Annotated in this window: 21 protein-coding genes and 1 other RNA gene; 9 read left to right on the forward strand and 13 right to left on the reverse strand. The window is 54.6% G+C overall.

The window, feature by feature from the left end; genetic code table 11:
• The 5 genes from IB212_RS20025 (at position 1) to IB212_RS20045 (ending at position 2,856) form a co-directional block, all read left to right on the forward strand.
• Positions 1 to 399 carry a phage holin family protein gene (locus IB212_RS20025; RefSeq protein WP_041907961.1) on the forward strand — a complete coding sequence of 133 codons (399 nt, stop codon included), beginning with the start codon at positions 1 to 3 and terminating at the stop codon, positions 397 to 399.
• Positions 396 to 692 carry a YqjK-like family protein gene (locus IB212_RS20030; RefSeq protein ID WP_014885330.1) on the forward strand — a complete coding sequence of 99 codons (297 nt, stop codon included), beginning with the start codon at positions 396 to 398 and terminating at the stop codon, positions 690 to 692. Before IB212_RS20025 ends, IB212_RS20030 begins: the two co-directional genes overlap by 4 nt.
• A 241-nt stretch (positions 693 to 933) precedes the next feature.
• Entirely contained in the window at positions 934 to 1,326 is a 393-nt protein-coding gene (locus IB212_RS20035; RefSeq protein ID WP_014833394.1) for a DoxX family protein, read from the forward strand.
• A 72-nt stretch (positions 1,327 to 1,398) separates the two neighbouring features.
• Positions 1,399 to 2,385 carry a glutathione S-transferase family protein gene (locus IB212_RS20040; RefSeq protein WP_041907958.1) on the forward strand — a complete coding sequence of 329 codons (987 nt, stop codon included), beginning with the start codon at positions 1,399 to 1,401 and terminating at the stop codon, positions 2,383 to 2,385.
• 105 nt (positions 2,386 to 2,490) lie between these two features.
• Positions 2,491 to 2,856, forward strand: a complete 366-nt coding sequence (locus tag IB212_RS20045; RefSeq protein ID WP_028014511.1) for a DUF805 domain-containing protein — start codon at positions 2,491 to 2,493, stop codon at positions 2,854 to 2,856.
• Positions 2,857 to 2,897: 41 nt separating this feature from the next.
• Here IB212_RS20045 and yhaJ read toward each other — a convergent pair whose 3' ends face one another.
• The gene (gene yhaJ / locus IB212_RS20050) at positions 2,898 to 3,800 is read right to left on the reverse strand and encodes a DNA-binding transcriptional regulator YhaJ (RefSeq protein WP_041907956.1); all 903 of its coding nucleotides are present in this window, start codon (positions 3,798 to 3,800) and stop codon (positions 2,898 to 2,900) included.
• Positions 3,801 to 3,904: 104 nt separating this feature from the next.
• Between yhaJ and IB212_RS20055 the strand changes: the two genes are divergently transcribed.
• Positions 3,905 to 4,606, forward strand: a complete 702-nt coding sequence (locus tag IB212_RS20055) for a pirin family protein (protein WP_188245734.1) — start codon at positions 3,905 to 3,907, stop codon at positions 4,604 to 4,606.
• Positions 4,607 to 4,659: 53 nt separating this feature from the next.
• Here the strand turns inward: IB212_RS20055 and IB212_RS20060 are convergent, their stop codons facing one another.
• Both IB212_RS20060 and IB212_RS20065 read right to left on the reverse strand, forming a co-directional pair.
• Positions 4,660 to 5,961 (reverse strand): serine dehydratase subunit alpha family protein, encoded by a 1,302-nt coding sequence (locus IB212_RS20060; protein ID WP_041907952.1) that lies wholly within the window; start codon positions 5,959 to 5,961, stop codon positions 4,660 to 4,662.
• Between the two features lie 20 nt (positions 5,962 to 5,981).
• Complete coding sequence (locus IB212_RS20065) at positions 5,982 to 7,313, reverse strand: amino acid permease (protein WP_188245735.1); 1,332 nt, start codon at positions 7,311 to 7,313, stop codon at positions 5,982 to 5,984.
• Between the two features lie 724 nt (positions 7,314 to 8,037).
• On the opposite strand from IB212_RS20065, the gene IB212_RS20070 reads away from it, so the two are divergent.
• Together IB212_RS20070 and IB212_RS20075 are read left to right on the forward strand one after the other, a co-directional pair.
• Positions 8,038 to 8,481, forward strand: a complete 444-nt coding sequence (locus IB212_RS20070) for a cupin domain-containing protein (protein WP_041907948.1) — start codon at positions 8,038 to 8,040, stop codon at positions 8,479 to 8,481.
• Positions 8,482 to 8,670: 189 nt separating this feature from the next.
• Complete coding sequence (locus tag IB212_RS20075; RefSeq protein WP_131728591.1) at positions 8,671 to 8,925, forward strand: hypothetical protein; 255 nt, start codon at positions 8,671 to 8,673, stop codon at positions 8,923 to 8,925.
• 289 nt (positions 8,926 to 9,214) lie between these two features.
• Here the strand turns inward: IB212_RS20075 and IB212_RS20080 are convergent, their stop codons facing one another.
• The 9 genes from IB212_RS20080 to garL all read right to left on the reverse strand — a co-directional run bounded on the left by IB212_RS20080 (position 9,215) and on the right by garL (position 19,667).
• Positions 9,215 to 9,583: a FlxA-like family protein gene (locus tag IB212_RS20080; RefSeq protein WP_051486042.1), complete on the reverse strand. Its 369-nt coding sequence runs from the start codon at positions 9,581 to 9,583 to the stop codon at positions 9,215 to 9,217.
• A 381-nt stretch (positions 9,584 to 9,964) separates the two neighbouring features.
• Positions 9,965 to 12,259 (reverse strand): formate C-acetyltransferase, encoded by a 2,295-nt coding sequence (gene pflB, locus IB212_RS20085; protein WP_041907944.1) that lies wholly within the window; start codon positions 12,257 to 12,259, stop codon positions 9,965 to 9,967.
• Positions 12,260 to 12,274: 15 nt separating this feature from the next.
• On the reverse strand, positions 12,275 to 13,483 hold the full coding sequence (gene tdcD / locus IB212_RS20090; RefSeq protein WP_041907942.1) for a propionate kinase: 1,209 nt from the start codon (positions 13,481 to 13,483) through the stop codon (positions 12,275 to 12,277).
• 29 nt (positions 13,484 to 13,512) lie between these two features.
• Positions 13,513 to 14,844: a threonine/serine transporter TdcC gene (gene tdcC / locus IB212_RS20095; RefSeq protein ID WP_041907940.1), complete on the reverse strand. Its 1,332-nt coding sequence runs from the start codon at positions 14,842 to 14,844 to the stop codon at positions 13,513 to 13,515.
• Between the two features lie 9 nt (positions 14,845 to 14,853).
• The gene (gene tdcB, locus IB212_RS20100; protein ID WP_041911948.1) at positions 14,854 to 15,843 is read right to left on the reverse strand and encodes a bifunctional threonine ammonia-lyase/L-serine ammonia-lyase TdcB; all 990 of its coding nucleotides are present in this window, start codon (positions 15,841 to 15,843) and stop codon (positions 14,854 to 14,856) included.
• 96 nt (positions 15,844 to 15,939) lie between these two features.
• Entirely contained in the window at positions 15,940 to 16,860 is a 921-nt protein-coding gene (tdcA, locus tag IB212_RS20105) for a transcriptional regulator TdcA (protein ID WP_028014518.1), read from the reverse strand.
• Between the two features lie 688 nt (positions 16,861 to 17,548).
• An RNA gene (rnpB, locus tag IB212_RS20110) (RNase P RNA component class A) lies at positions 17,549 to 17,925 on the reverse strand.
• 59 nt (positions 17,926 to 17,984) lie between these two features.
• A complete protein-coding gene (gene garR, locus IB212_RS20115; RefSeq protein ID WP_041907938.1) occupies positions 17,985 to 18,875 on the reverse strand; it encodes a 2-hydroxy-3-oxopropionate reductase in 891 nt (296 codons plus the stop codon).
• Between the two features lie 21 nt (positions 18,876 to 18,896).
• Positions 18,897 to 19,667 (reverse strand): 2-dehydro-3-deoxyglucarate aldolase, encoded by a 771-nt coding sequence (gene garL, locus IB212_RS20120; protein ID WP_028014520.1) that lies wholly within the window; start codon positions 19,665 to 19,667, stop codon positions 18,897 to 18,899.
• 358 nt (positions 19,668 to 20,025) lie between these two features.
• On the opposite strand from garL, the gene garD reads away from it, so the two are divergent.
• A complete protein-coding gene (garD, locus tag IB212_RS20125; RefSeq protein WP_041907936.1) occupies positions 20,026 to 21,597 on the forward strand; it encodes a galactarate dehydratase in 1,572 nt (523 codons plus the stop codon).
• A gap of 79 nt (positions 21,598 to 21,676) precedes the next feature.
• On the opposite strand, the gene IB212_RS20130 is transcribed toward garD, so the two are convergent.
• Positions 21,677 to 22,831, reverse strand: coding sequence for an IS481 family transposase (locus IB212_RS20130; RefSeq protein WP_081752952.1), 1,155 nt, complete (start codon positions 22,829 to 22,831; stop codon positions 21,677 to 21,679).
• Positions 22,832 to 22,868: the final 37 nt, after the last annotated feature.

The raw sequence follows: 22,868 nt of genomic DNA on the forward strand, positions 1-22,868 counted from the left end.
ATGGAAGATCCTCGTCACGCACAAGGGCCTGCTAATAACGTCCTCGGCATCGGCCAGCGTATTTTAACGACGCTGGTTGGGATTGCCGAAACGCGCGTCCGGCTGGCAGTGGTCGAACTGGAAGAGGAGAAAGCGAACCTCTTCCAGATGCTGCTGATGCTCGGGCTGACCATGCTCTTCGCCGCGTTTGGTCTGATGAGCCTGATGGTGTTAATCATCTGGGCCATTGACCCGCAGTATCGACTTAACGCGATGATTGCCACGACCGTCGTTCTGCTGGTCGCGGCGCTGATTGGCGGCATATGGACGATGCGTAAAGCGCGCAGGTCCACTTTCCTGCGCCACACGCGCCAGGAACTGGCTAACGATCGCGCCCTGCTGGAGGATGACAAGCCGTGAGCGATAAAGCGGAACGTCAGAAGCGAAAAGCGTACCTGTTAAGTCAGATCCAGCAGCAGCGGCTGGATCTGTCTGCCAGCCGCCGTGACTGGATCGACGCGACGCGACGGTTTGACCGAGGCTGGAACACCTTCCTGAGCCTGCGTTCGTGGGCGCTGGTCGGCAGCAGCGTGATGGCTATCTGGACGGTTCGTCATCCGAATATGCTCATCCGCTGGGCCCGGCGCGGTTTTGGTGCCTGGAGCGCCTGGCGTCTGGTCAAGGCAACGTTGCGGCAACAACAGCTGCGGTGATAAACGCAAAACGGTAACTCAGGTTACCGTTTTTTGTTTTTGCCCTTCTCCCCGTGGGCTGAGGGCACCAGCGCGCACCTGCCCTTACTCAATATCTTTGAAGAAGATTGACAGTTTTCCTTGCTAACAATTGCTACCCGCCCCGTTTACACTCCTCTCCATCGACAGCAGAACCGCGGTATCTACCCGGAATTGCAGACAAATAATGTTCAGCCGCTTATGTGGTTTCCTGGAGAGTAAAATGAAAAAATTAGAAGATGTTGGTGTACTGGTCGCGCGTATTCTGATGCCTATTCTGTTTATCGTGGCAGGCTGGGGCAAAATCACGGGATATGCGGGTACCCAGCAGTATATGGAAGCCATGGGCGTTCCGGGGTTCCTGCTGCCGCTGACCATTCTGCTTGAGTTTGGCGGCGGCCTGGCGGTTCTGTTCGGCTTCCTGACCCGCACCACAGCGCTGTTTACCGCAGGCTTCACCCTGCTGACGGCGTTCATCTTCCACAGCAACTTTGCGGAAGGCGTGAACTCTCTGATGTTCATGAAAAACCTGACCATCGCGGGTGGCTTCCTGCTGCTGGCGATCACCGGCCCAGGCGCATACAGCATCGACCGCGTTCTGAATAAGAAATGGTAAGCACGCTATACTGAATAAACACAAAGCGAGGAGACATCTCCTCGCTTTTGCTATCTGACGGAGGAGTAAAAAATGGGACAACTCGTAGACGGCGTCTGGCAGGATGTCTGGTATGACACCAAATCCACCGGTGGACGCTTTAAGCGCTCTGTTTCGGCCTTCCGTAACTGGCTGACCGCCGACGGCGCACCCGGCCCGAGTGGCGAAGGGGGCTTCGCGGCTGAGAAAGATCGTTATCATCTTTATGTTTCCCTCGCCTGCCCGTGGGCGCACCGCACGCTGATCGTGCGCAAGCTAAAAGGCCTCGAATCCTTCATTCCGGTTTCAGTCGTCAACCCATTGATGCTGGAAAACGGCTGGACGTTCGACAGTGATTTCCCCGCCGCGACCGGTGATGACCTGTATCACCACGATTTCCTCTACCAGCTCTACCTGCGCGCCGATCCGCACTACACCGGACGCGTGACCGTACCGGTGCTGTGGGACAAGAAAAACCAGACGATCGTCAGCAATGAGTCCGCGGAAATCATCCGCATGTTCAATACCGCGTTTGATGCGCACGGCGCCCGCGCCGGGGATTACTACCCGGTTGAACTGCGGGATAAGATTGACGAGCTGAACAGCTGGATTTACGACAACGTCAACAACGGTGTCTATAAGGCCGGTTTCGCCACCAGCCAGGAAGCCTATGACGAAGCGGTCGGAAAGGTGTTTGAATCGCTGGAGCGCCTGGAGCAGATCCTGGGCCAGCATCGCTACCTGACGGGCGATCGCCTGACGGAAGCGGACATTCGCCTGTGGACCACGCTGGTTCGCTTTGACCCGGTCTATGTCACCCACTTTAAGTGCGACAAGCACCGCATCAGCGACTACCTGAACCTGTATGGTTTCCTGCGAGACATCTACCAGATGCCGGGGATCGCGGAGACGGTCGATTTTGACCATATTCGCACCCACTATTTCCGCAGCCACAAGACCATCAACCCGACGGGCATCATCTCCATTGGCCCGTGGCAGGATATGGATGAACCGCACGGGCGCGACGTGCGTTTCGGATAATTATTTAGGGAATCAATTGATTCCCTTTTTTAATTCACAGCATACATCTATCCTTACCTCGATCGCTTAGAAAACAAGTGATTGACTGATTAAGAGGCAAGGAAAATGGACTGGTATTTAAAAGTACTGCGCAACTACGTTGGATTTGGTGGCCGCGCCCGCCGCAAAGAGTACTGGATGTTCGTTCTGGTGAACTTCGTCCTGATTATGGTGCTGGGCATCGTGGATAAAATCCTCGGCTGGGAGCGCGCCGGCGGTGAAGGTGTACTCACTACGATTTATGGCTTGCTGGTTTTGCTGCCTTCATGGGCCGTGCTGTTTCGTCGTCTCCACGACACCGATCGTTCGGCGTGGTGGCTGCTGTTGCTGTTGATCCCGCTTGTCGGCTGGATCGTGATTTTAATTTTCAACTGTCAGAGCGGGACGCCGGGCGAAAACCGCTTTGGTCCGGATCCTAAGATCGGCGCGTAAATTACTGCCCGGTGGCGCTTACGCTTACCGGGCCTGCTCGCTTATTTGTTGTGATGCGCAAACAGCTTTGGAATTTCGCGCAGGCACCACGATTTGGCTTCGCCCATGCTGTCGCGGCGCCACGCCATAATAATGTCCACTTCGCTGGTATACTCCGGGCTCACCACCCTCAGTCGCCCTTCCGCAATATCTTTTTCGACAAACGGGTAGGGCATCGTCGCCACGCCCAAACCGGCCAGCAGCGCCTGCCGCTTGTTTTCCAGTGACGTGACCGTCAGACGCGGCTGTTTATCCAGCAGCTGAACCGTCAGCACCGGACGCTCGCGCGCGGTATCCGCCACCGCCACGCCGCGGTACTTCACGCGCGTCACTTCAGAGAGCGGCTCCGGCTCCTGGTGAATCGGGTGATCCGGCGCGGCGACGTAAACGTTCATGACGCTGTAGAGCTTGCGCGAGTTGATTTCTGACGATGAGCGGAAATGCATGTCAGGCGCAATGACGATATCCGCCCTGCCCGTCTCCAGACGCTCCCACGCCCCGGCCAGCACCTCGGTGATGATCGACAGCTGCGTATTGGCCTTCGCCGCCAGGCGGTCCACCAGCGGGAACAGCGCTTCGGTCGGCACCAGCGCTTCGGTGACTAACGTCAGGTGGGTTTCCCAACCTCGCGCCAGCGCTTCGGCATCCGTGGTGAGCTTGTCCGCCGCTTCCAGCAGCACGCGACCTCGCTCCAGCAGCATCCGCCCCACGTTGGTGAATTTTGTTCGATGACCGGAGCGATCGAAGAGCACGACGTCCAGCTCTTCCTCCAGTTTTTGCATGGTGTAGCTTAGCGCAGACGGAACGCGCCCCAGTTCATCTGCCGCCGCGGCAAAGCTGCCGCGCCGGTCAATCGCGTCCATGACGCGAAGCGCCTCAAGCGTCAATGCTCTCTCTTTAGCCATCTCGTTCTCATTCAGGAAATTTGAACATACCAGGCAGAATATCTGGCTAACAATGCAGCGTCCATACCTTTACCATTGTTTTAGTGTAAAGAGAGGTCAAGTTTATGATTACGACAAGAACAGCGAAACAGTGCGGACAAGCCGATTTCGGTTGGCTGCAGGCCCGCTACACCTTTTCCTTTGGACACTACTTTGACCCTAAACTCCTCGGTTACGCTTCACTGCGCGTGTTGAACCAGGAAGTGCTCGCCCCGGGCGCCTCCTTCCAGCCGCGTACGTATCCGAAAGTCGATATCCTGAACCTGATCCTGGAAGGCGAGGCAGAATACCGCGATAGCGAGGGCAATCATATCCAGGCAAAGGCTGGCGAAGCGTTGTTAATTTCCACGCAGCCGGGCATCAGCTACAGCGAGCATAACCTCAGCAAAGACAAAACGCTGACGCGCATGCAGCTGTGGCTCGACGCCTGCCCTGAGCGAGAAAACCCGCTGGTGCAGAAAATAGATCTGAAGGGCGATAAACAGCAGCTGATTGCCTCGCCTGACGGCAGCAAGGACAGCTTGCAGCTGCGACAGCAGGTATGGCTGCACCATATCGAACTGAAAAAAAGTGAACAGGCAAGCTTCCAGCTGCACGGCCCGCGCGCCTATTTGCAGTCCATTCACGGTACGGTGCATGCGGTAACGCACGCGGAAGAGAAAGAAGCGCTCACCTGCGGCGACGGGGCGTTTATTCGTGACGAACCGAATATCACCCTGGTGGCAGATACGCCGCTGCGCGCGCTGCTGATTGATTTGCCGGTGTAAGAGTTGCTCGATCGGTCCCTCTCCCCTTTGGGAAGAGGGACGAATGCCAATCGCTACACCTTACTCGCCATAATCTCAATAATCTGCCGGTCCGTTGCCTGCATTGAGCGGCACGCCAGCGCGCACAGGTTCGCGATCGACTGCTCCACGTCGTGCGCTACAATCCCCTCGTTGCCCGTCACGCCCGACTCATCCAGCGCCATCATCACGGCTTTCCACGCGCTGGTGACGCTGGTCGAGACTTTCATGGCGCAGCTGTTAGACGCCCCGTCGCAGATCATCCCGCTGACGTCACCGATCATACTGCCAATGGCCATTGCAATCGTCTGATAGCTTCCGCCCAACAGCCACGCCATCCCTGCGGCGGCCCCCATACCGGCCGTTGTCGCCGCACACAGAGCGGACAAACGCGGAAGCTGGTAATGGATGTAGATAGCCGACAGATGCGAGAGCATCAGCGCCCGCGCCAGCCGTTCGTCATCGGCCTGAACATGTTCAGCGACCACGACAACCGGCATGGTGGCTGTAATTCCCTGATTCCCGGAGCCCGAGTTGCTCATCGCCGGCAGCGTCGCGCCGCCCATGCGGGCATCCGAGGCCGCGCTGGTGCGGATAACGATGTCTGAACCCAGATCCTGCGCCATCCATCCGCGTGCGCGCTGCTTAATGAGGGTGGCGCCAATGTGTAGCCCCCACTTCCCGCTAAGCCCTTCACGAGAGAGCGCGTCGTTCAGTTGCCCTGCTTCCAGGATAAAGCGGATCGCCTCGAACGGTACCTGCTCCACAAACTCCTGGATCTGCGAGAGCGTGGTGTTCGACAGTACCGCCAGCGGATCGTTACTTATCTCGGCCTGCCGATCGTCAAGACTAAAGCGCGTTTCGCCGTGACAAACCACCTCCACCACGCGGGTATGTCCGCCCGCAATGGTCACCATGGCCGAGGCCTCACCGGCGTAGACGCAGGCACGTGAATAGAGGATCTCATCGCACGGCTCCTGCAATTTCACCTGCACCAGACCGGCGTTAAGCATTGCTTTGGCCCGCGCCAGCGCACCGGCGGTGACATCTTTCAGCACCTCCAGCCCCGCCTGCGCATTGCCACCGATGGCACCCAGCGCCGCCGCAATGGGCAACCCGACCATGCCGGTGCCCGGCACCGTTACGCCAAGCCCATTCTTCATCAGATTCGGCGATACCCACGCCTCAATCTTCGTGACGTCGCCAGGCAGTTGCTCTGCGGCAATCGCACAGGCAAGGGCCAGAGAAACGGGCTCGGTGCACCCCAGCGCAGGCTTAACTTCTTCCTGCACTACGCGAATAAATTGATTCCATAAAGGATGAGTTTGCTCAGACATCGTTACGACCTTATTTGCCCTCAGGAAAATGCGAGGAAAGGAGAAACACAAAGCAGCAGCCCGGTGATGACAATAATCACCAGCGATACGCCCTTATATTTATGCAGCGCCGGTACCTTGTAGACCAGCCACGCAGGGATCAGGCAGCCCACCATGCCGAAGATGGGGCTACAGATAGAGGTGAAGCTCAGTACCGGCGCGTTTAACACGATCGCGCTCCAGGCCAGCAGGATAGCGAACAGCATGATCCCGCGCTGGACGATGCTTTCATTAATACGTTCAGCCGGCATTTTACGGCGCAGGATATTCATCACGATCCCCTGCGTGGCTTCGCGGAAGCCGAGATAGACGCCGAAGAAGGCGGTCATCACGGCAAAAATATTGAGGATCACGCTGACGATTTTGACCCAGCCCGCGCCGTCGCCGCTGATAAACTGCGCCGCAATCGCCAGGGCGGAAATGTTCTGCTCGTAGGCTTTCACCGCTTCGTCGTGTCCCATCGCCAGGGTGAAAGAGACGGCGTAGAAGAAGACTGTGACAAACAGTATGCCAAAGGCGATATTCATCGCCCGCAGCGCCTTATGACGCGCCACCTCAACGGATTTTTCCCGTGAACGATAGGAAATCACCATCGGGCTTAAGGTCTGAATAAACAGAATGGAGGTTAAGGTAAAGGGCAGCGTAATAATGGCATTTTTTATCAGCAACCCCATCGGCGGCAGCATGCCCACGTTGGCTAAATGCCAGAGGCCGATCATCGAAAGCCCCAGCGCCGCCACCACAAATAATTTGGTCAGCACCATCAGACTGGAGACTTTAAACAGCAGCTTTTCACCGCGCGAAGAGATGGCGACCAGAATACAGATCAGGAATAAGCCGTAGAAGGGATTTTCCGACAGCAACCCCTCGGTGACCCCGAAGGTGTGCAAATAGGATGCGCTGTCGTTGGTGATAGCCGTGGAATAGACAAACATCCAGATGACCAGCATCACGAAATAGAGCGCACCTAATAAGATGCCCCAGTTTTTACCTAAATAACCGCTAATCACGCTCGGGTAGTCTTTACATTCCGGGGATTCCGCCAGCGTATTAATAAATAATCGCTGGAAGAGGTACATAGCCGGATAGCCAATAATCGACGAGAGCAAAAAGACCCACAGCCCAATTAATCCAACCTGCACCGGAAGAAAAACGATACCCGCGCCGATAGCCATCCCGATACTCATGATGACCCAGCCCGTGTCGGTGCTGTCGAATTTGATCGCCTCTCGCCATTCGCTTTCGCTCATTCCCGCCCGCCTTGCCGCAGGGGAATCACTCACAATCACACTGCTGTTTGTTGCCATATTCATTGGGCACTCGCTTATTTTGTAGGGTAAACAATTGTTTTTATTAGGTTCCGATCGCCAGCGATTGCGATTCAGAGAGTGCAGGTGTGTGTTGTTGGTGTGGGAAGATCATATCCGGAGAGAGGGAGAAAAAAGTCACATAATTAATATGGCTTTTCTGCATTTAGAGAAAAATTTTCTCCTTATTTTGGAAATATTAAAAATAAAACCCAAATGTGATTCAGCTCAAAGAAGTAAGTTATCCTGGGAATGGCGCTTTATCAGAATTTATAAAGGTGTACGTAACATCTCCACATCAGAGTTATTTTTGAATTTCCCGGATACTACCGATGAACAATTCGATGGATTAAAGTGAATCGCCATGGCGTGTCGGCGGTGTCAGTCCAGTCAGATTGAGCTACGTGAGCTGCGCCGATTTTATATCCTCGGCATTAGTGCCCTGAGGATAAAAAATATGACAACCATATGATACTTTATAAATTAAATATCATTAAAAAATATTAAACATCATCAATGCGGCACCATTTTTTATTTCTTCACAATTCAAAATAATATAACCATTAAAATACCAGTATTAAGTTTATTAAAATATGTAAATACTCTTGCTGTTTATTTTTGCATAACTACAATGCTTCCGTCTGCATTTCAAACATATTGTTGATGTTAGATGAATAAATTTTGATATTTACGCACAAGCTTAAACATGATAATTGTAAAGGAAATTCCTATGAAAAGATCTTACGTTCACGCATCTGTTCTTTGTGTATTATCTTTTATTATTTCACCAGTGGCATCTTATGCTCACAGCAGTCATAATTCTGATGGGATCAGCATCGAAACGTTACTGGAGACCGAGAAGTCCTGGGATGGAGTGGAATACGCGCCTTATCCAGCAGGTACACCGCAGCTTTCTGTGCTGAAAATCACTATTTCGCCGAATACAAGTCTTGACTGGCATGAACATCCCATGCCGAACGCCGCCTATGTAGAAAAAGGCGCTTTAACCGTTGAAAAACAGGCAACGGGTAAAACCCGTACTCTGCAGGCGGGAGAGGTGCTACCAGAGATGGTTGATAGTGCACACAGGGGCTACACAGGTCCGGAAGGAGCCACGCTGGTGGTATTCTATGCCGGGAAAAAAGGGCTTCCACTGTCAAAGCCCGTTAAATAAATTCTGTCTTTTAAATCGCCCATTTCTTCCGACATGACGAGAAGAAAACAGTCCCTCACTTGCACTTACTTGTACCGGAAGTGACGTGGGGGCTGTTGATTCGGACTTGACGCCATGCAATGGCCATACAAAATTACTATCAATTAATGAGATTTATCTGGCTGTATTGTTAATTCGCAGCCACAAATTATGCTCACGCCAAAAAGCGTAACTACAAACAAGAATGACCAGAGCAGAATCCAGGACATTCGCATTCCAGAACATTCTGACGATCTGAGTGCTCACAATATCCATGAATCCTTCAGAATAGAGGGGGGGCTTGCTTATTTTGAACGTAATAAGCCAAAGAACGCAAATCAGAGCAAAACGAAAAGCAATCCACGCGATGAGGGGCATCATGAAAGCATGACCTTTAGTGAATTTGCCCCGATGAGTCAGGAATAAAAAATATAATAGTGGAGTCAACGCGGGAAGAATTCCCATGGAATAGTGTACTATTTGCTCCCAGACAGGGATTTGCCATTGCTGCAATACTTTTAATGACAAAAAGATCTCTGAGGGAAATGCACGATAAAGTAATGAAAGACAAACCAGTCCCCATATCAGAGCAATCTTGTAACGATGAGTCATCGATGCATTACCTCCCGGATAAAGCTGGCGACTCAATAGTGCCAGCATGTATAAAAATGATATCAAACCTTAAGTATGACGAAAACCGGCCAAAAGAACCAATTTAGATATATACATCAATATAACGGGTTATCTTCTTGATGTGATCTATCTGTTCTTCTCCGTTTTGTTTTGGTGTAGATTCTGCTTTTTTCTGCTGTGCTTCTTCAACTTGTTGTCTCTGGAGCTGGCCAAGCTGTTCATAAAGATGTGCTAGCTGCTGACTAAGCTCTGCCATTCTGCGTTCTTTTTCTTCAGGAGTCTCATCTATCTCACCACTTGCAATACCTTCAACATAATTCTGGATTTCTTTTGTTAAGGCCTCGATCTGGGCCTCTACCTGCTTGATTTTTGATGCTGAATTGTTCCTGCCCGGGCTGGCTTCAGCGTGTATGGCCTGCCTAAGTTGTTGTCCATTTGAGATCGCCGTCATAAGTTCTCCTTTATCTTAGAAAAGAGTGGGGGTCGTTTCTGAATTACATCGGCAACAACGACAACATCATAAATAATTCTATTGCTCCTTGTACCGAAGCGATTTTAAATGTTTTGTGGATTGATTTTATTTTTTATATTCAGCCAGAGGCAGCTTGTCGCTCGAACCATACCGACGCTTGCAGGTAAACGCTCACTGCTCATGGGTATGGGTTCCCCTGTTTAAGTCTTCTTAGATGACGCTGAGGTGCCTGTTAAATCCGTGGCGCTCCCGTTTTTCAAGACTGGATGAATATGTGTGAGTAATTACATAAACAATTTTGTATGTTTAGCGGGCAAAAAAATGCCCCCTGCGCTGAGGGGGCATGAGACCTGAATGTCGTCACATCGCCTGCGTAAACGTCCTCGAAATCACGTCCTGCTGCTGCTCGCGCGTCAGAGCGTTAAACCGTACCGCATAGCCGGATACGCGAATTGTCAGGTTCGGGTAGCTCTCCGGATGGGCAATGGCATCCAGCAGCATCTCCCGGTTCATGACGTTGACGTTCAGGTGCTGCCCGCCCTCAATAGACGCTTCGTGATGGAAGTACCCATCCAGCAGCCCCACCAGGTTGGTTTTGCGCACCAGTTCATCCTTGCCCAGCGCCTGCGGCACAATGGAGAAGGTATAGGAGATCCCGTCTTTGGCGTAGGTAAACGGCAGCTTGGCGACCGACGTTAGCGAAGCCACCGCCCCTTTCCTGTCACGACCGTGCATTGGGTTGGCGCCAGGCGCAAACGGCGTGCCGCCGCGGCGTCCGTCCGGCGTGTTGCCCGTTTTCTGGCCGTAGACCACGTTGGAGGTAATAGTCAGGATCGACTGAGTCGGCACCGCGTTGCGATACGTCGGCAGCGCCTGGATCTTCTTCATAAAACGCTCCACCAGGTCGCAGGCGATGCTGTCCACGCGATCGTCATTATTGCCGTACTGCGGATAGTCCCCTTCGATGACGAAGTCCACCGCCAGGCCGGTGTGGTCGCGCACTGGTTTCACCGTGGCGTATTTAATCGCCGACAGGGAATCCGCCGCCACCGACAGCCCGGCAATGCCGCAGGCCATGGTGCGATAGACGTCACGATCGTGCAGCGCCATCAGCGAGGCTTCGTAACTGTACTTATCATGCATGTAGTGAATGAGATTCAGCGCGCTGATGTACTGCACCGCCAGCCAGTCCATAAAGTGATCGAGGCTCGCCATCACGGTGTCGTAATCCAGCACCTCATCCAGCAGCGGCTCGGTTTTCGGGCCGACCTGGATCTTCAGCTTCTCGTCCACCCCGCCGTTGATCGCGTACAGCAGCGTTTTAGCAAGGTTGGCGCGTGCGCCAAAGAACTGCATCTGCTTGCCGATCACCATCGGGCTGACGCAGCAGGCAATGGCGTAGTCGTCGCTGTTGAAGTCGGCGCGCATAAGATCGTCGTTCTCATACTGCAGCGACGAGGTGACGATCGACACCTGCGCGGCGTATTTCTTAAACGCGATCGGCAGCTGTTCAGACCAGAGGATAGTCAGGTTCGGCTCCGGCGCGGGCCCCATGGTGTGCAGGGTATGCAGGTAGCGGAAGCTGTTTTTTGTCACCAGCGTACGGCCATCCAGCCCCATGCCGCCGATCACTTCCGTGGCCCAGATCGGATCGCCGGAGAAGAGCGTGTCGAACTCCGGCGTGCGCAGGAAGCGCACCATGCGGATCTTCATGATGAAGTGGTCGATCAGCTCCTGGGCCTGCACCTCGTTCAGCCTTCCTGCCTGCATGTCGCGCTCAATGTAGATATCAAGGAACGAGGCCGTACGCCCCAGCGACATCGCCCCGCCGTTCTGGGATTTCACTGCGGCAAGGTAGGCAAAGTAGACCCACTGCACCGCTTCCTGCGCGTTCATCGCCGGACGTGAAATATCAAAGCCATAGTTCGCCGCCATCTGCTGGATCTGCAGCAACGCACGCTTATGCTCCGCCAGTTCCTCGCGCAGGCGGATCGTCGCCTCCAGATCTTCGCCGCGCTCCAGCCTCCCCTGCAGATCGGCAAACTGCAGTTCACGCTCGCGCACCAGATAGCTGATGCCGTACAGCGCCACACGGCGGTAATCGCCGATAATGCGCCCGCGCCCGTAGCCGTCCGGCAGACCGGTCAGCACGCCAGATTTACGGCAGCGCATCATCTCCGGGGAGTAAACGTCAAACACGCCCTGGTTGTGGGTTTTACGCAGGTCGGTAAACAGGTATTCGAACTGCGGATCCATCTCGCGGCCGTAGGCTTCGAACGAGCTGCGGATCATATTGATCCCGCCGTACGGATGCAGGGCGCGCTTGAGCGGCTTGTCGGTTTGCAGGCCGACGATCGTCTCAAGATCCTGGTCGATATAGCCCGGTCCGTGGGCGGTAATGGTAGTGGCAATGTTGGTGTCGAAATCCACCGGAGCGTGGGTGGCATTCTCCTGGCGAATGCCGACCATCACCTTCTGCCACAGCGCCGTCGTTGCTGGCGTCGCCTGCGCGAGGAAAGCTTCATCGCCTTCATAAGGGGTGTAGTTATGCTGAATAAAATCGCGGACGTTAACGGCGTTTTTCCATTCTTCACCGTGAAACCCAGCCCATGCGTCGCTGTAGGGCGCGATGCCCGTATCGATTGTTACTTTCATCAGATTCTCGCTTTATCAGGCGTAAGCCGCAGCCGGGGTGACCTTCCCAAGACGGAGGGCGTCCAGCGCGATCATTTTTTCTTCGTTGGTAGGGATAACCGCGCAGGTCACGCGGGACGACTCGGTGGAGATGACGCGCTCACCCGCGCTGCCCGGCAGAGCGTTTTTCGCCTCGTCGAGCGCGATGCCAAACACCTTCAGATGTTCCGCCACCAGCGCGCGGATCAGCGTGGAGTTTTCACCGATGCCGCCAGTGAAGATCACGCCATCCAGACGGTGCAGAGACGCGGCGTGACCGGCGATATGCCGCGCTATGCGGTGGACAAAGGTCTTTATCGCCAGCTGCGCCCGGTCATTGCCGTCATGCCAGGCTTTCTCCAGCGCGCGTAAATCGGAGGAGATACCGGAGATGCCAAGCAACCCGGACTCTTTGTTGACCACGCGCTCCAGATCCTCGAACGACTGGCCGGTCTGCTGGGCAATCCACGCCATTGCGCCGAAGTCCACGTCGCCGCAGCGCGTGCCCATCACCAGCCCTTCCAGCGGCGTCATCCCCATCGAGGTATCGACGCTTTCACCGTTGCGCACCGCGCAGATGGACGCCCCGTTGCCGAGATGGGCAATCACCAGGCCGCTGTCCTCGGGGGACATCCCGAGGAGCGCGTGCGCCTGCGCGGACACGTAGCGGTGAGAGGTGCCGTGGAAACCGTAGCGGCGCACGCCCAGCTCTTCAAAATAGCGGTACGGCAGACCGTACAGATACGCCTGCGGCGCCATGGTCTGATGGAAACTGGTGTCAAATACCGCCACCTGCTGCACGCCGGGGAACAGGCGCTCTGCGGCTTGCACGCCGCTCAGGTTGGCGTAGTTATGCAGCGGCGCCAGCGGGGAAACCAGGCGGATCTGCTCAATGACCTCTTCCGTGATGAGGGTCGACTCGCTGAAAAGATCGCCGCCGTGAGCGATGCGGTGGCCAATCAGGGCCACGCTGCTCATCAGGTCGCGTTTCTCCAGCTCGAGGGCGATGGCGGCCAGCGCCCCTTCGTAGTCCTGGTGAGCCAGGCTGACCGGCTCACCCCCGTTCACGGAAATAAAGGCTTTTTCAGTGTTGATGCCGTCCGCAATGCCCGTCAGCAGGGCATCGCAGCCTGCTGCGTCCAGCACCGAAAACTTAACGGAGGACGATCCGCAGTTAATAACCAGTACTACCGGAAATTCAGTCATGTGTTACTCCGCTCTTCCTGAGCTTTGGGTTAGAACAGTTTGTAAACGATGTTCAAAATGGTCAGCAGGCCGACCACGGTCACGAAGATGTTCTCGGTCCGGCCTTTGTATTTCGCCAGCGCGGGCGCTTTACGAATGGCGTACATCGGCAGCAGACACAGCAGAGAAGCGATAATTGGCGCCCCCATGGCTTCAATAAGGTCGAGAATGTTCGGGTTGGCGTAGGCCACAATCCAGGTGGAGCCCATGATGAAAATCATGCTGATGGTGTTCAGCTTGCCGACGGAGACTTTCTTCTTATCGCCCTTGTAGCCGAACTTCAGGATCAGGCCGTTCAGCCCTTCCAGCGTGCCGAGGTAGTGACCAAAGAAGGATTTGAAGATAGCGACCAGCGCAATGATGGACGCGCCGTACTCCAGCACGGTGGCGAACGTGGATTTACTGCCCGACATCGAGGCGAAATGGTTCGCCAGATAAGAGAGCACCGGAATGTTCTGCGCCTTGGCGTCCGCCATGTTCTGCGGAGAGAGGGTGAAAAGGCAGCTGAAGGCGAAGAACATCACCACGGCCACCATCAGCAGGCTGGCGCGACCGATGATTTTGGAACATTTCTGCTCGGTGAATGCTTTCCCGAACTCCGGCTCGTACTCTTCGCGCTTGGAGACCACGAACGAGGAGACGATGGGCGAGAAGTTAAAGGAGAAGACCATGATGGAGATCCCCAGCCACACCGTGACCAGAATGCCGTCATGACCGGTAAAAGCGATATCGCTCAGGTTGACCTGGTCGATCACCGCCGAGTTCCAGTACGGGATCAGCGACAGGGAAATCAGCACCAGGCTGGCAATGAACGGGAACACCAGGTAGCTCATCACCTTCACCATCAGGTCTTTCCCGAACCAGATCACAAAGGCCATCAGCAGCAGCAGGAACAGCGCTACCACGCCGCGGTTCAGCGCAGGCATCTGGAGTTGGTTTTCCCAGAAGGTCATAAAGGTGTTAGTAATGGTGACGCCGTAAATCCACAGCAGCGGGCAAATGGCGAAGAAGTAGAGGAAGGTGATCACCACCCCACCGGTTTTCCCGAAGTGCTCTTCCACCGTCTCGGTGATGTTGCCGGAGACGTTGCAGCCGGACAAACAGAGGCGCGCCAGCGCGCGGTGGCAGTAAAACGCAATCGGGAAGGCGAGTACCAGCATCAGCAGGATGGGGATCAGTCCGCCAAAGCCTGCGCGAATGGGAAAGAACAGCACACCTGCGCCAATGGCGGTACCAAACAGGCCGAGCGTCCATGTGGTGTCAGACTTACGCCAGGAGGACGTTTTTGTCTGGCCAACGATAATGCTTTCTGTGTTGCTCATAGGTCACCTTTATGCGTCAACGAAGCCGGTAATTTGGGAAACACGGGAGAGATCGATATTGCCGCCGGAAATAATGCAGACGGATTTACGGCCCTGAATATAGTGGTCAAGCTTGCCGCTTAATAACGCCGCGCAGGCCAGCGCGCCCGCACCTTCCGTCACCACTTTATTTCGCTGAATAAGGGCAATCATGCTGTTGCGAATATCGTCTTCACTCACCAGCACAATGTCATCGACCAGTTCACGAACAATTTCGAAGGTTAATTTACCCGGACGAGACACGTCGCAGCCGTCGGCTAATGTGCCGGTAACGCGATGGTTGGTTATTTCTCCGGCCTGCCAGGAAGCCGCCATGCCGTGAACGTTTTCAGACTGTACGCCGATAATATTGATTGTCGGGTTGATGGATTTAATTGCTGTCGCAATACCGGCAATTAACCCGCCGCCGCCGATAGGAACAATCACGTTATCCACGTCGTAAAGATCTTCAAGAATTTCGAGGCCGATGGTGCCCTGGCCGGCAATGACTTTCGCATCGTCATAAGGCGGGATAAAAATGCGCCCCTCCATCTCGACGATTTCGCTCACCTTAGCGATGGTGTCGTTGAAGTTCTCGCCGTGTAGCACCACTTCGGCGGAGTAGTCGCGGGTAGCGGCGACCTTGGATTTTGGCGCGCCCATCGGCATCACCACTTTGCCGTCGATGCCGAGCATGGCGCAGGAGAGCGATACCCCCTGCGCGTGGTTTCCTGCGGAGCAGGCCACTACCCCTTTGCGTTTTTCTGCGTCCGTCAATGAACTTAACTTATTAAACGCCCCGCGTATTTTAAAAGAACCGGTACGCTGCATATTTTCAAATTTCAGGAATATCTCACCCTTACAGCGTTCGCTGAGATAATTTGAGCGCGGCATGCCGGTTTTATAAATTTTTCCCGCCAGGCGTTTTCTGGCGTCCTGAATATCTTCAATGGTCACCGGGAGATCGTAGGTAATGTGCATAATATCCTCGTTATAATAATTCATTGTTTTCAGGCAAAGTCAGGGTATCAGAGCGTTAAAAAGCGTCGCTCCGGGTGTTTTAAAACTTAATTATTTTTATCGTCGTTTATCGATATCCATCGACGAATATTGTTTTGCCAGTTCAACTAATACTGACGCCGATTTTTTAATGCTGTAATTTTTCGACCATACGGCGGCATAGCGCGCCACGGGTAATTCATCTTCCACGGGCAGCACAATAAACTGGTCTGAGCCGAACGGCGCAATCATGTCGCGGGGGATCACCGTCAGATAATCGGCATTCAGGACAAGGTTATAAATGGTGACGACGGAATCGGTCTGGACGATGTTTTCAATGCTGATGTGGTTGTCTTGCAGGGTGGTCAGGAGTTCGTTGTAGTAGCCCATATCGGTTTGCGGCATCACCCACTGCTCATGCGTAAGTGATGCCAGTCTGGTCGGGCCGGTGCACGTTCGTGATTTACTCGCCACCAGCACAAACTCAGATTCAAACAGTGGCTCAACGTGAAGATCCTGAAGCAACATTCCGTCGCTCAGCGTGCCGATGGCAAAATCCAGCCGACCGTCGCGAATGGCGGGCAGGAATGAAGAGAGCTGCGCTTCATACATGGAGACGCGCGCTTTCGGGAACACTTCCCTGAATTTTTTGATCATCTCAGACAGGAAGGTGAAGCCAATCAGCGACGGATAGCCAAAGGAGACGTCCATGACGGTACTAAAACTGAGGCTGTTGATTTCGCTCACCATGTTTTTCATTTCGCGGGTGATCGACTCAGCGTATGACAGCAGCACCTGACCAGCGGCAGTGAGTTTTACGCCGGTGTTTTTACGCACCATCACTTCCACCCCGAAGTAGGATTCGATGTCGCTGATGATTTTGCTGACGGCGGGTTGCGTCAGGCCTAGTTGTCTTGCGGCAGAACCTATGGAGCCACTTTTAATGACTTCCTGAAATACCACGAGGTGCTGAGTTTTCGGTAGAATAATAGTATTCATAATATTCTGCGCTTATTTCCCTATGACGCAGCGGATTCTACCCAATAATGTTTCAGGGGGTATGTGCTGTTACTCACAATTTGCTTCCCCGCGCATTTTACGGGCACAACAAGAACCTAAAAAACACTTTACAATCAATATCATAAAAAATTAAAAGCACACCATTACGCTGATATCGATCAATAAAATCAGCAGTAATAAATTTATTTTATGGCGATAACCTTGATAAATTTCTCTGCGTTAAATAAATCAATAAAGACGAACTTTCAGACAATTAAAGGCCAATAAATAACCGTTATTCCTTTTAAACATTCTTTCAAATTATCAAATTTTGCAGAGGATTTTTGGACAGCTTTTTATAAACAGTGGAATACGTCACACATTCATAGCCTGAATGTTTTTAATTTTAATATGTTTATATCAAATAAGAAAATATTTGCGATCGTTCAGTTAACATTCGCAACAAATTAACAATACTGTAAATTCACCATTTTTTAGGGTGAAATTTTGTGATAACGATCGTTTGCGGTAGGCATAGCGATGCCCGAAAGGGTCATGCAGTCAAATGTGCTTAATGTCGCAAATATGAGAATTGATGTCGTTTGTGCGAGTTGCCGGGTGGCGATGCGCATACCTGGGCTACAAAACTCTAAAAGCAAAAACCCCGCCGAAGCGGGGTTCTGTAAGAAGTTGAAGCTGACCGATAAGCCGGGTTCTGTCGTGGACAGTCATTCATCTAGGCCAGCAATCGCTCACTGGCTCAAGCAGCCTACCCGGGTTCAGTACGGGCCGTACCATGTGAACCCCTATTTGGCCTTGCTCCGGGTGGAGTTTACCGTGCCACGGACTGTTACCAGCCGCGCGGTGCGCTCTTACCGCACCCTTTCACCCTTACCTGATCCCGCTTGCGCGGGCCATCGGCGGTTTGCTCTCTGTTGCACTGGTCGTGGGTTTCCCCCCCAGGCGTTACCTGGCACCCTGCCCTATGGAGCCCGGACTTTCCTCCCCTCCGCCCGTCTCCCCCGAAAGGGACGACGACGAAGCGGCGACTGTCTGGTCAGCTTCGGCGCGCAGTATAGAGGGTTTGCGCGCCGCTGTCACCCTCAGGTGCGGGCAAGATGCTATTAACGCGCCACTTCCACCTTCGCCAGTTTTTCGTAGTAGCACGCAATCGCGCTGTGATCGGCCGTACCCAGGCCATCCGCACGCAGCGCCTGCATCATCTCCATAACCGCAGCGGTCAGCGGTAGCTGTGCACCCACGCCGTGAGACGTATCCAGCGCGTTCGCCAGATCTTTGATGTGCAGATCAATGCGGAAACCGGGTTTGAAATTACGATCCATCACCATCGGCGCTTTGGCATCCAGCACCGTACTGCCCGCCAGACCGCCACGGATTGCCTGATAAACCAAGTCCGGATTGACGCCCGCCTTCGTTGCCAGCGTCAGCGCTTCAGACATGGCGGCAATGTTCAGCGCCACAATCACCTGGTTCGCGAGCTTGGTAACGTTGCCCGCGCCAATGTCTCCGGTATGCACTACGGAGCCTGCCATCGCTTTCATCAGGTCATAGTATTTGTCGAACACGGCCTTATCGCCGCCCACCATCACCGACAGGGTACCGTCGATGGCTTTCGGCTCGCCGCCGCTGACGGGCGCATCCAGCATCTCTACGCCCTTCGCTTTTAACGCCTCGCTGATTTCACGGCTCGCGAGCGGGGCAATAGAGCTCATATCAATCAGCACCAGGCCCGGCTTCGCACCCTCGATGATGCCGTTCTCCCCAAGCGCGACCTCTTTGACGTGAGGGGAATTTGGCAGCATGGTGATGATGACATCGCACTGCTCAGCAATGGCTTTAGGGGTAGTAGCTGTTTCCGCTCCCGCCGCCATCACCTCAGCCACAGACTGTGGATTGTGATCGGATACCACCAGTGAGTAACCCGCTTTAATCAGGTTCTTACTCATTGGTTTACCCATGATCCCAAGACCAATAAAACCCACTTTCAGCGTCATAATCTGTTTCCTCAATGATGGTTATTTTTTAAAAGCGTCCGCTAATTTCTGCGTCGCTGAGCGGAACACACCGAGGTCGCTGCCGACGGCAACGAACGTGGCTCCCCACTCCAGGTAGCGGCGGGCATCGGCTTCAACCGGCGCCAGAATGCCGCACGGTTTGCCGTGCGCTTTGGCGCGGGCAAAGATGTGCTGGATTGCGCGCTGTACGTCCGGGTGGCTGGCGTTGCCCAGATGCCCAAACGCCGCAGCCAGATCGCTTGGACCGACGAAGATACCGTCCACGCCATCTGTGGCTGCAATCGCATCGACGTTATCAACGCCCTGCTGGCTTTCAATCTGAACCAGAATAGTGATGTTGCTATTAGACTGGGCGAAATAGTCCGGCACGGTGCCAAACATGTTGGCGCGGTGCGATACCGAGACGCCGCGGATCCCTTCCGGCGGATAGCGCGTTGAGGCCACGGCCAGCGCCGCCTGTTCTTCCGTTTCCACAAACGGGATCAGGAAATTGTAGAAACCGATATCCAGCAGACGCTTGATAATCACCGGCTCGTTAGTTGGCACGCGCACCACCGGAGTGCTGGGGCTACCTTTCAGCGCCATCAGCTGCGGAATAAAGGTGCTGATATCGTTCGGCGCGTGTTCGCCGTCCAGCACCAGCCAGTCGAATCCGGCCAGACCTAACACTTCGGTGCTGATAGGGTTTGCCAGCGCGGACCAACAGCCAATCTGAATCTGGTGCGCCGCGAGGGCAGCTTTAAACTTATTCGGGAAGATATCGTTATTCATCACTTAACCCTTTTTTAATTCCGCAGTTTTCGCCAGTAATATTTATTCCAGAACAGATTTTTTATATTTATTTCTCTGACTGAATGGTGGCGTTATAAAATCGTCATTCAGTATAATCGGCTCTATACGTCAGCACATTGTTTTGATGCTCAAGTATTGCGCTACATCTCAACGCTATTTTGAGCATATGCACAAAGCAGTGGGCGCTAATGCACAGAATCAAGGATTAGTCCGCCTGAAACGATCGCGATCACATTTTCACTTTTCTTCTCCTGACATGCTTTATTTCTACGTTAAGAAAACGATTATCCAACGAGTTATTTTTCATAGCTGAAACTTTGCCGGAGAAGAGTGAATAATGACCAATATTGCAATTAGAGAGGCACCCCCGACGGCGTTTTATATTAAGGTTCACGATACGGATAACGTGGCGATTATTGTCAACGACAATGGCTTAAAAGCAGGCACCCGCTTCCCGGACGGGCTGGAGCTGATTGAGCATATTCCGCAGGGGCACAAGGTCGCGTTGGTCGATATTCCTGCCCACGGTGAAATCGTACGCTACGGCGAAGTCATCGGCTATGCGGTAAGCGCTATCCAGCAGGGTAGCTGGATTGAGGAGTCGCTGGTGGCGCTGCCAGAAGCACCGCCGCTGAATACGCTTCCGCTGGCGACCCGCGTTCCTGAAGCTTTGCCGCCGCTGGAGGGCTATACCTTTGAAGGCTACCGCAATGCGGACGGTAGCGTCGGCACCAAAAACCTGCTCGGCATTACCACCAGCGTGCACTGCGTGGCGGGCGTGGTGGATTACGTGGTGAAAATCATAGAACGCGATCTGCTGCCAAAGTACCCGAACGTCGACGGCGTAGTGGGTCTTAACCACCTGTACGGCTGCGGCGTAGCGATCAATGCGCCCGCGGCGGTCGTGCCGATCCGTACTATCCACAATATCGCCCTGAATCCGAACTTTGGCGGCGAGGTGATGGTTATTGGCCTCGGCTGTGAAAAATTGCAGCCAGAGCGCCTGCTGCAGGGCACCGAAGATGTCAAAGCCATCCCGGCTGACGGGGCCAGCATCGTGCGCCTGCAGGACGAGCGCCACGTTGGTTTTCGTTCAATGGTCGACGATATTTTGCAGGTAGCAGAGCATCATCTGGACAAACTCAACCGCCGCCAGCGCGAAACGTGTCCGGCGTCGGAACTGGTGGTGGGAACACAATGCGGCGGCAGCGATGCGTTTTCCGGCGTGACGGCCAACCCGGCAGTGGGCTATGCGTCCGATCTGCTGGTTCGCTGCGGCGCCACGGTGATGTTCTCCGAGGTAACCGAAGTGCGTGACGCCATCCATCTGCTGACGCCGCGCGCCGTCAACGAAGAGGTGGGCAAACGCCTGCTGGAAGAGATGGCCTGGTACGATAACTATCTCGATATGGGCCAAACAGACCGCAGCGCTAACCCGTCGCCGGGCAACAAAAAAGGCGGCCTGGCCAACGTGGTGGAAAAAGCCCTCGGTTCGATTGCCAAATCCGGCCAGAGCGCGATTGTGGAAGTGCTCTCTCCGGGCCAGCGGCCAACCAGGCGCGGCCTTATTTATGCGGCAACACCTGCCAGCGATTTTGTGTGCGGCACCCAGCAGGTGGCGTCCGGCATTACGGTGCAGGTCTTTACCACCGGGCGCGGCACGCCGTACGGGCTGATGGCGGTCCCGGTGATCAAGATGGCGACCCGCACCGAGCTGGCAAACCGCTGGTATGACTTAATGGATATCAACGCGGGCACCATCGCCACCGGGGAAGAGAGTATTGAGGACGTGGGCTGGAATCTGTTCCATTTTATTCTGGACGTAGCGAGCGGGAGGAAGAAAACTTTCTCGGACCAGTGGGGATTGCATAACCAGCTGGCGGTGTTTAACCCGGCGCCGGTGACGTGATGGCCCCTCAGCCTTCCCTCTCCCCATGTACAGTCCGGGGACATGGTAGACAGGTGTTCGGGGACATGGTGAACACTTTTTAACATCCTTTACCCATGGTGATCGACTTTTTCTTCAGGTCGATCACCCCCACTTTCGTGCTGTACCACCACACTTCATAGCAGCCGTCATCCTGTGTCTCCCTCAGCCCGACCCGTTCTCCCCTGAACGCCTTGCCTGCGCTCAGACTGACACCCTGTATGCTCAGCTTTCCGCTGACATCCACTTTCCTGACCTTCACCCCTTCATCGTATTCAGGTGGCGTTACGCTGCCGCTGTACTGCCGGGCAGACGGCTGATAACGCGAGGCCGGTACCGCCATATCCAGCGCCTCGTGCGGGCGTTCAAGGTTGTACACCGTGCGCCAGTGATCGAAAGCGCGCTGCAGCTCTCCGCTGTCCGCGAACCATTTTCCCTGCAGCATTTCCGCCTTCAGGCTGCGGTGAAAACGCTCCAGCTTGCCCTGCGTCTGCGGATGATAAGGCCGGGAGTGCCCCACCCGGATACCGTGGCGCATCAGCCACAGCTCCAGCGCCGTCCAGGTGCCGGTGGTGTCGCCCCACGGTGAGCCGTTGTCCATCGTCATCCTGTCCGGCAGGCCGTAGCGTTCAAACGCGCTGACCAGCTGCTGCTGCACGGTCTCGCGCCGTTCATCGGTACAGTGCGCCAGGCACAGGGAAAAACGGGAGTGGTCGTCCAGCAGGGTGAGCGGATGGCAGCGGCCACCGCCAAAGGGAAAGTGGCCCTTAAAATCCATCTGCCAGAGCCGGTTCGGCGCGTCATGTTCGAAGCGTCCCGTAGCCGGAACGCCCGGTGATGCGCCCGGCAGCAGACCGTGACGGGCCATCAGGCTATGGACGGTGCTGAAGGCGGGCATACGGTGCCCCTGGTCTTCGAGCCAGCGCTTAATCTTGCGGGCGCCCCAGCGTTCATGGCGCTCATGGGCCATGCGCAGCAGGGCGGTGATGTCGTCAGATGAGCGGTTCGGGGAATGGTGCGGTATGCGCGGGCGGTCCTGAAGGCCGGCGGCACCTTCCTGAGCCCAGCGGCGAAGCCACTTGTAGGCGGTGGCAGGAGAAATGCCGAACTGACGGCAGAGGGAACGGATGTTCGCCCCGTCCTGCGAGGCGAACAAAACAAACTCGGTACGTAATGACATGGTATCTCTCGCATCCCAGGGCATAAGCGACTCCATAAACGGGTTCTTATACCTCAGTTGTAAGTGTCTACCA

Source organism: Enterobacter sp. E12 (assembly GCF_014596715.2).
Taxonomy (GTDB): domain Bacteria; phylum Pseudomonadota; class Gammaproteobacteria; order Enterobacterales; family Enterobacteriaceae; genus Enterobacter; species Enterobacter bugandensis.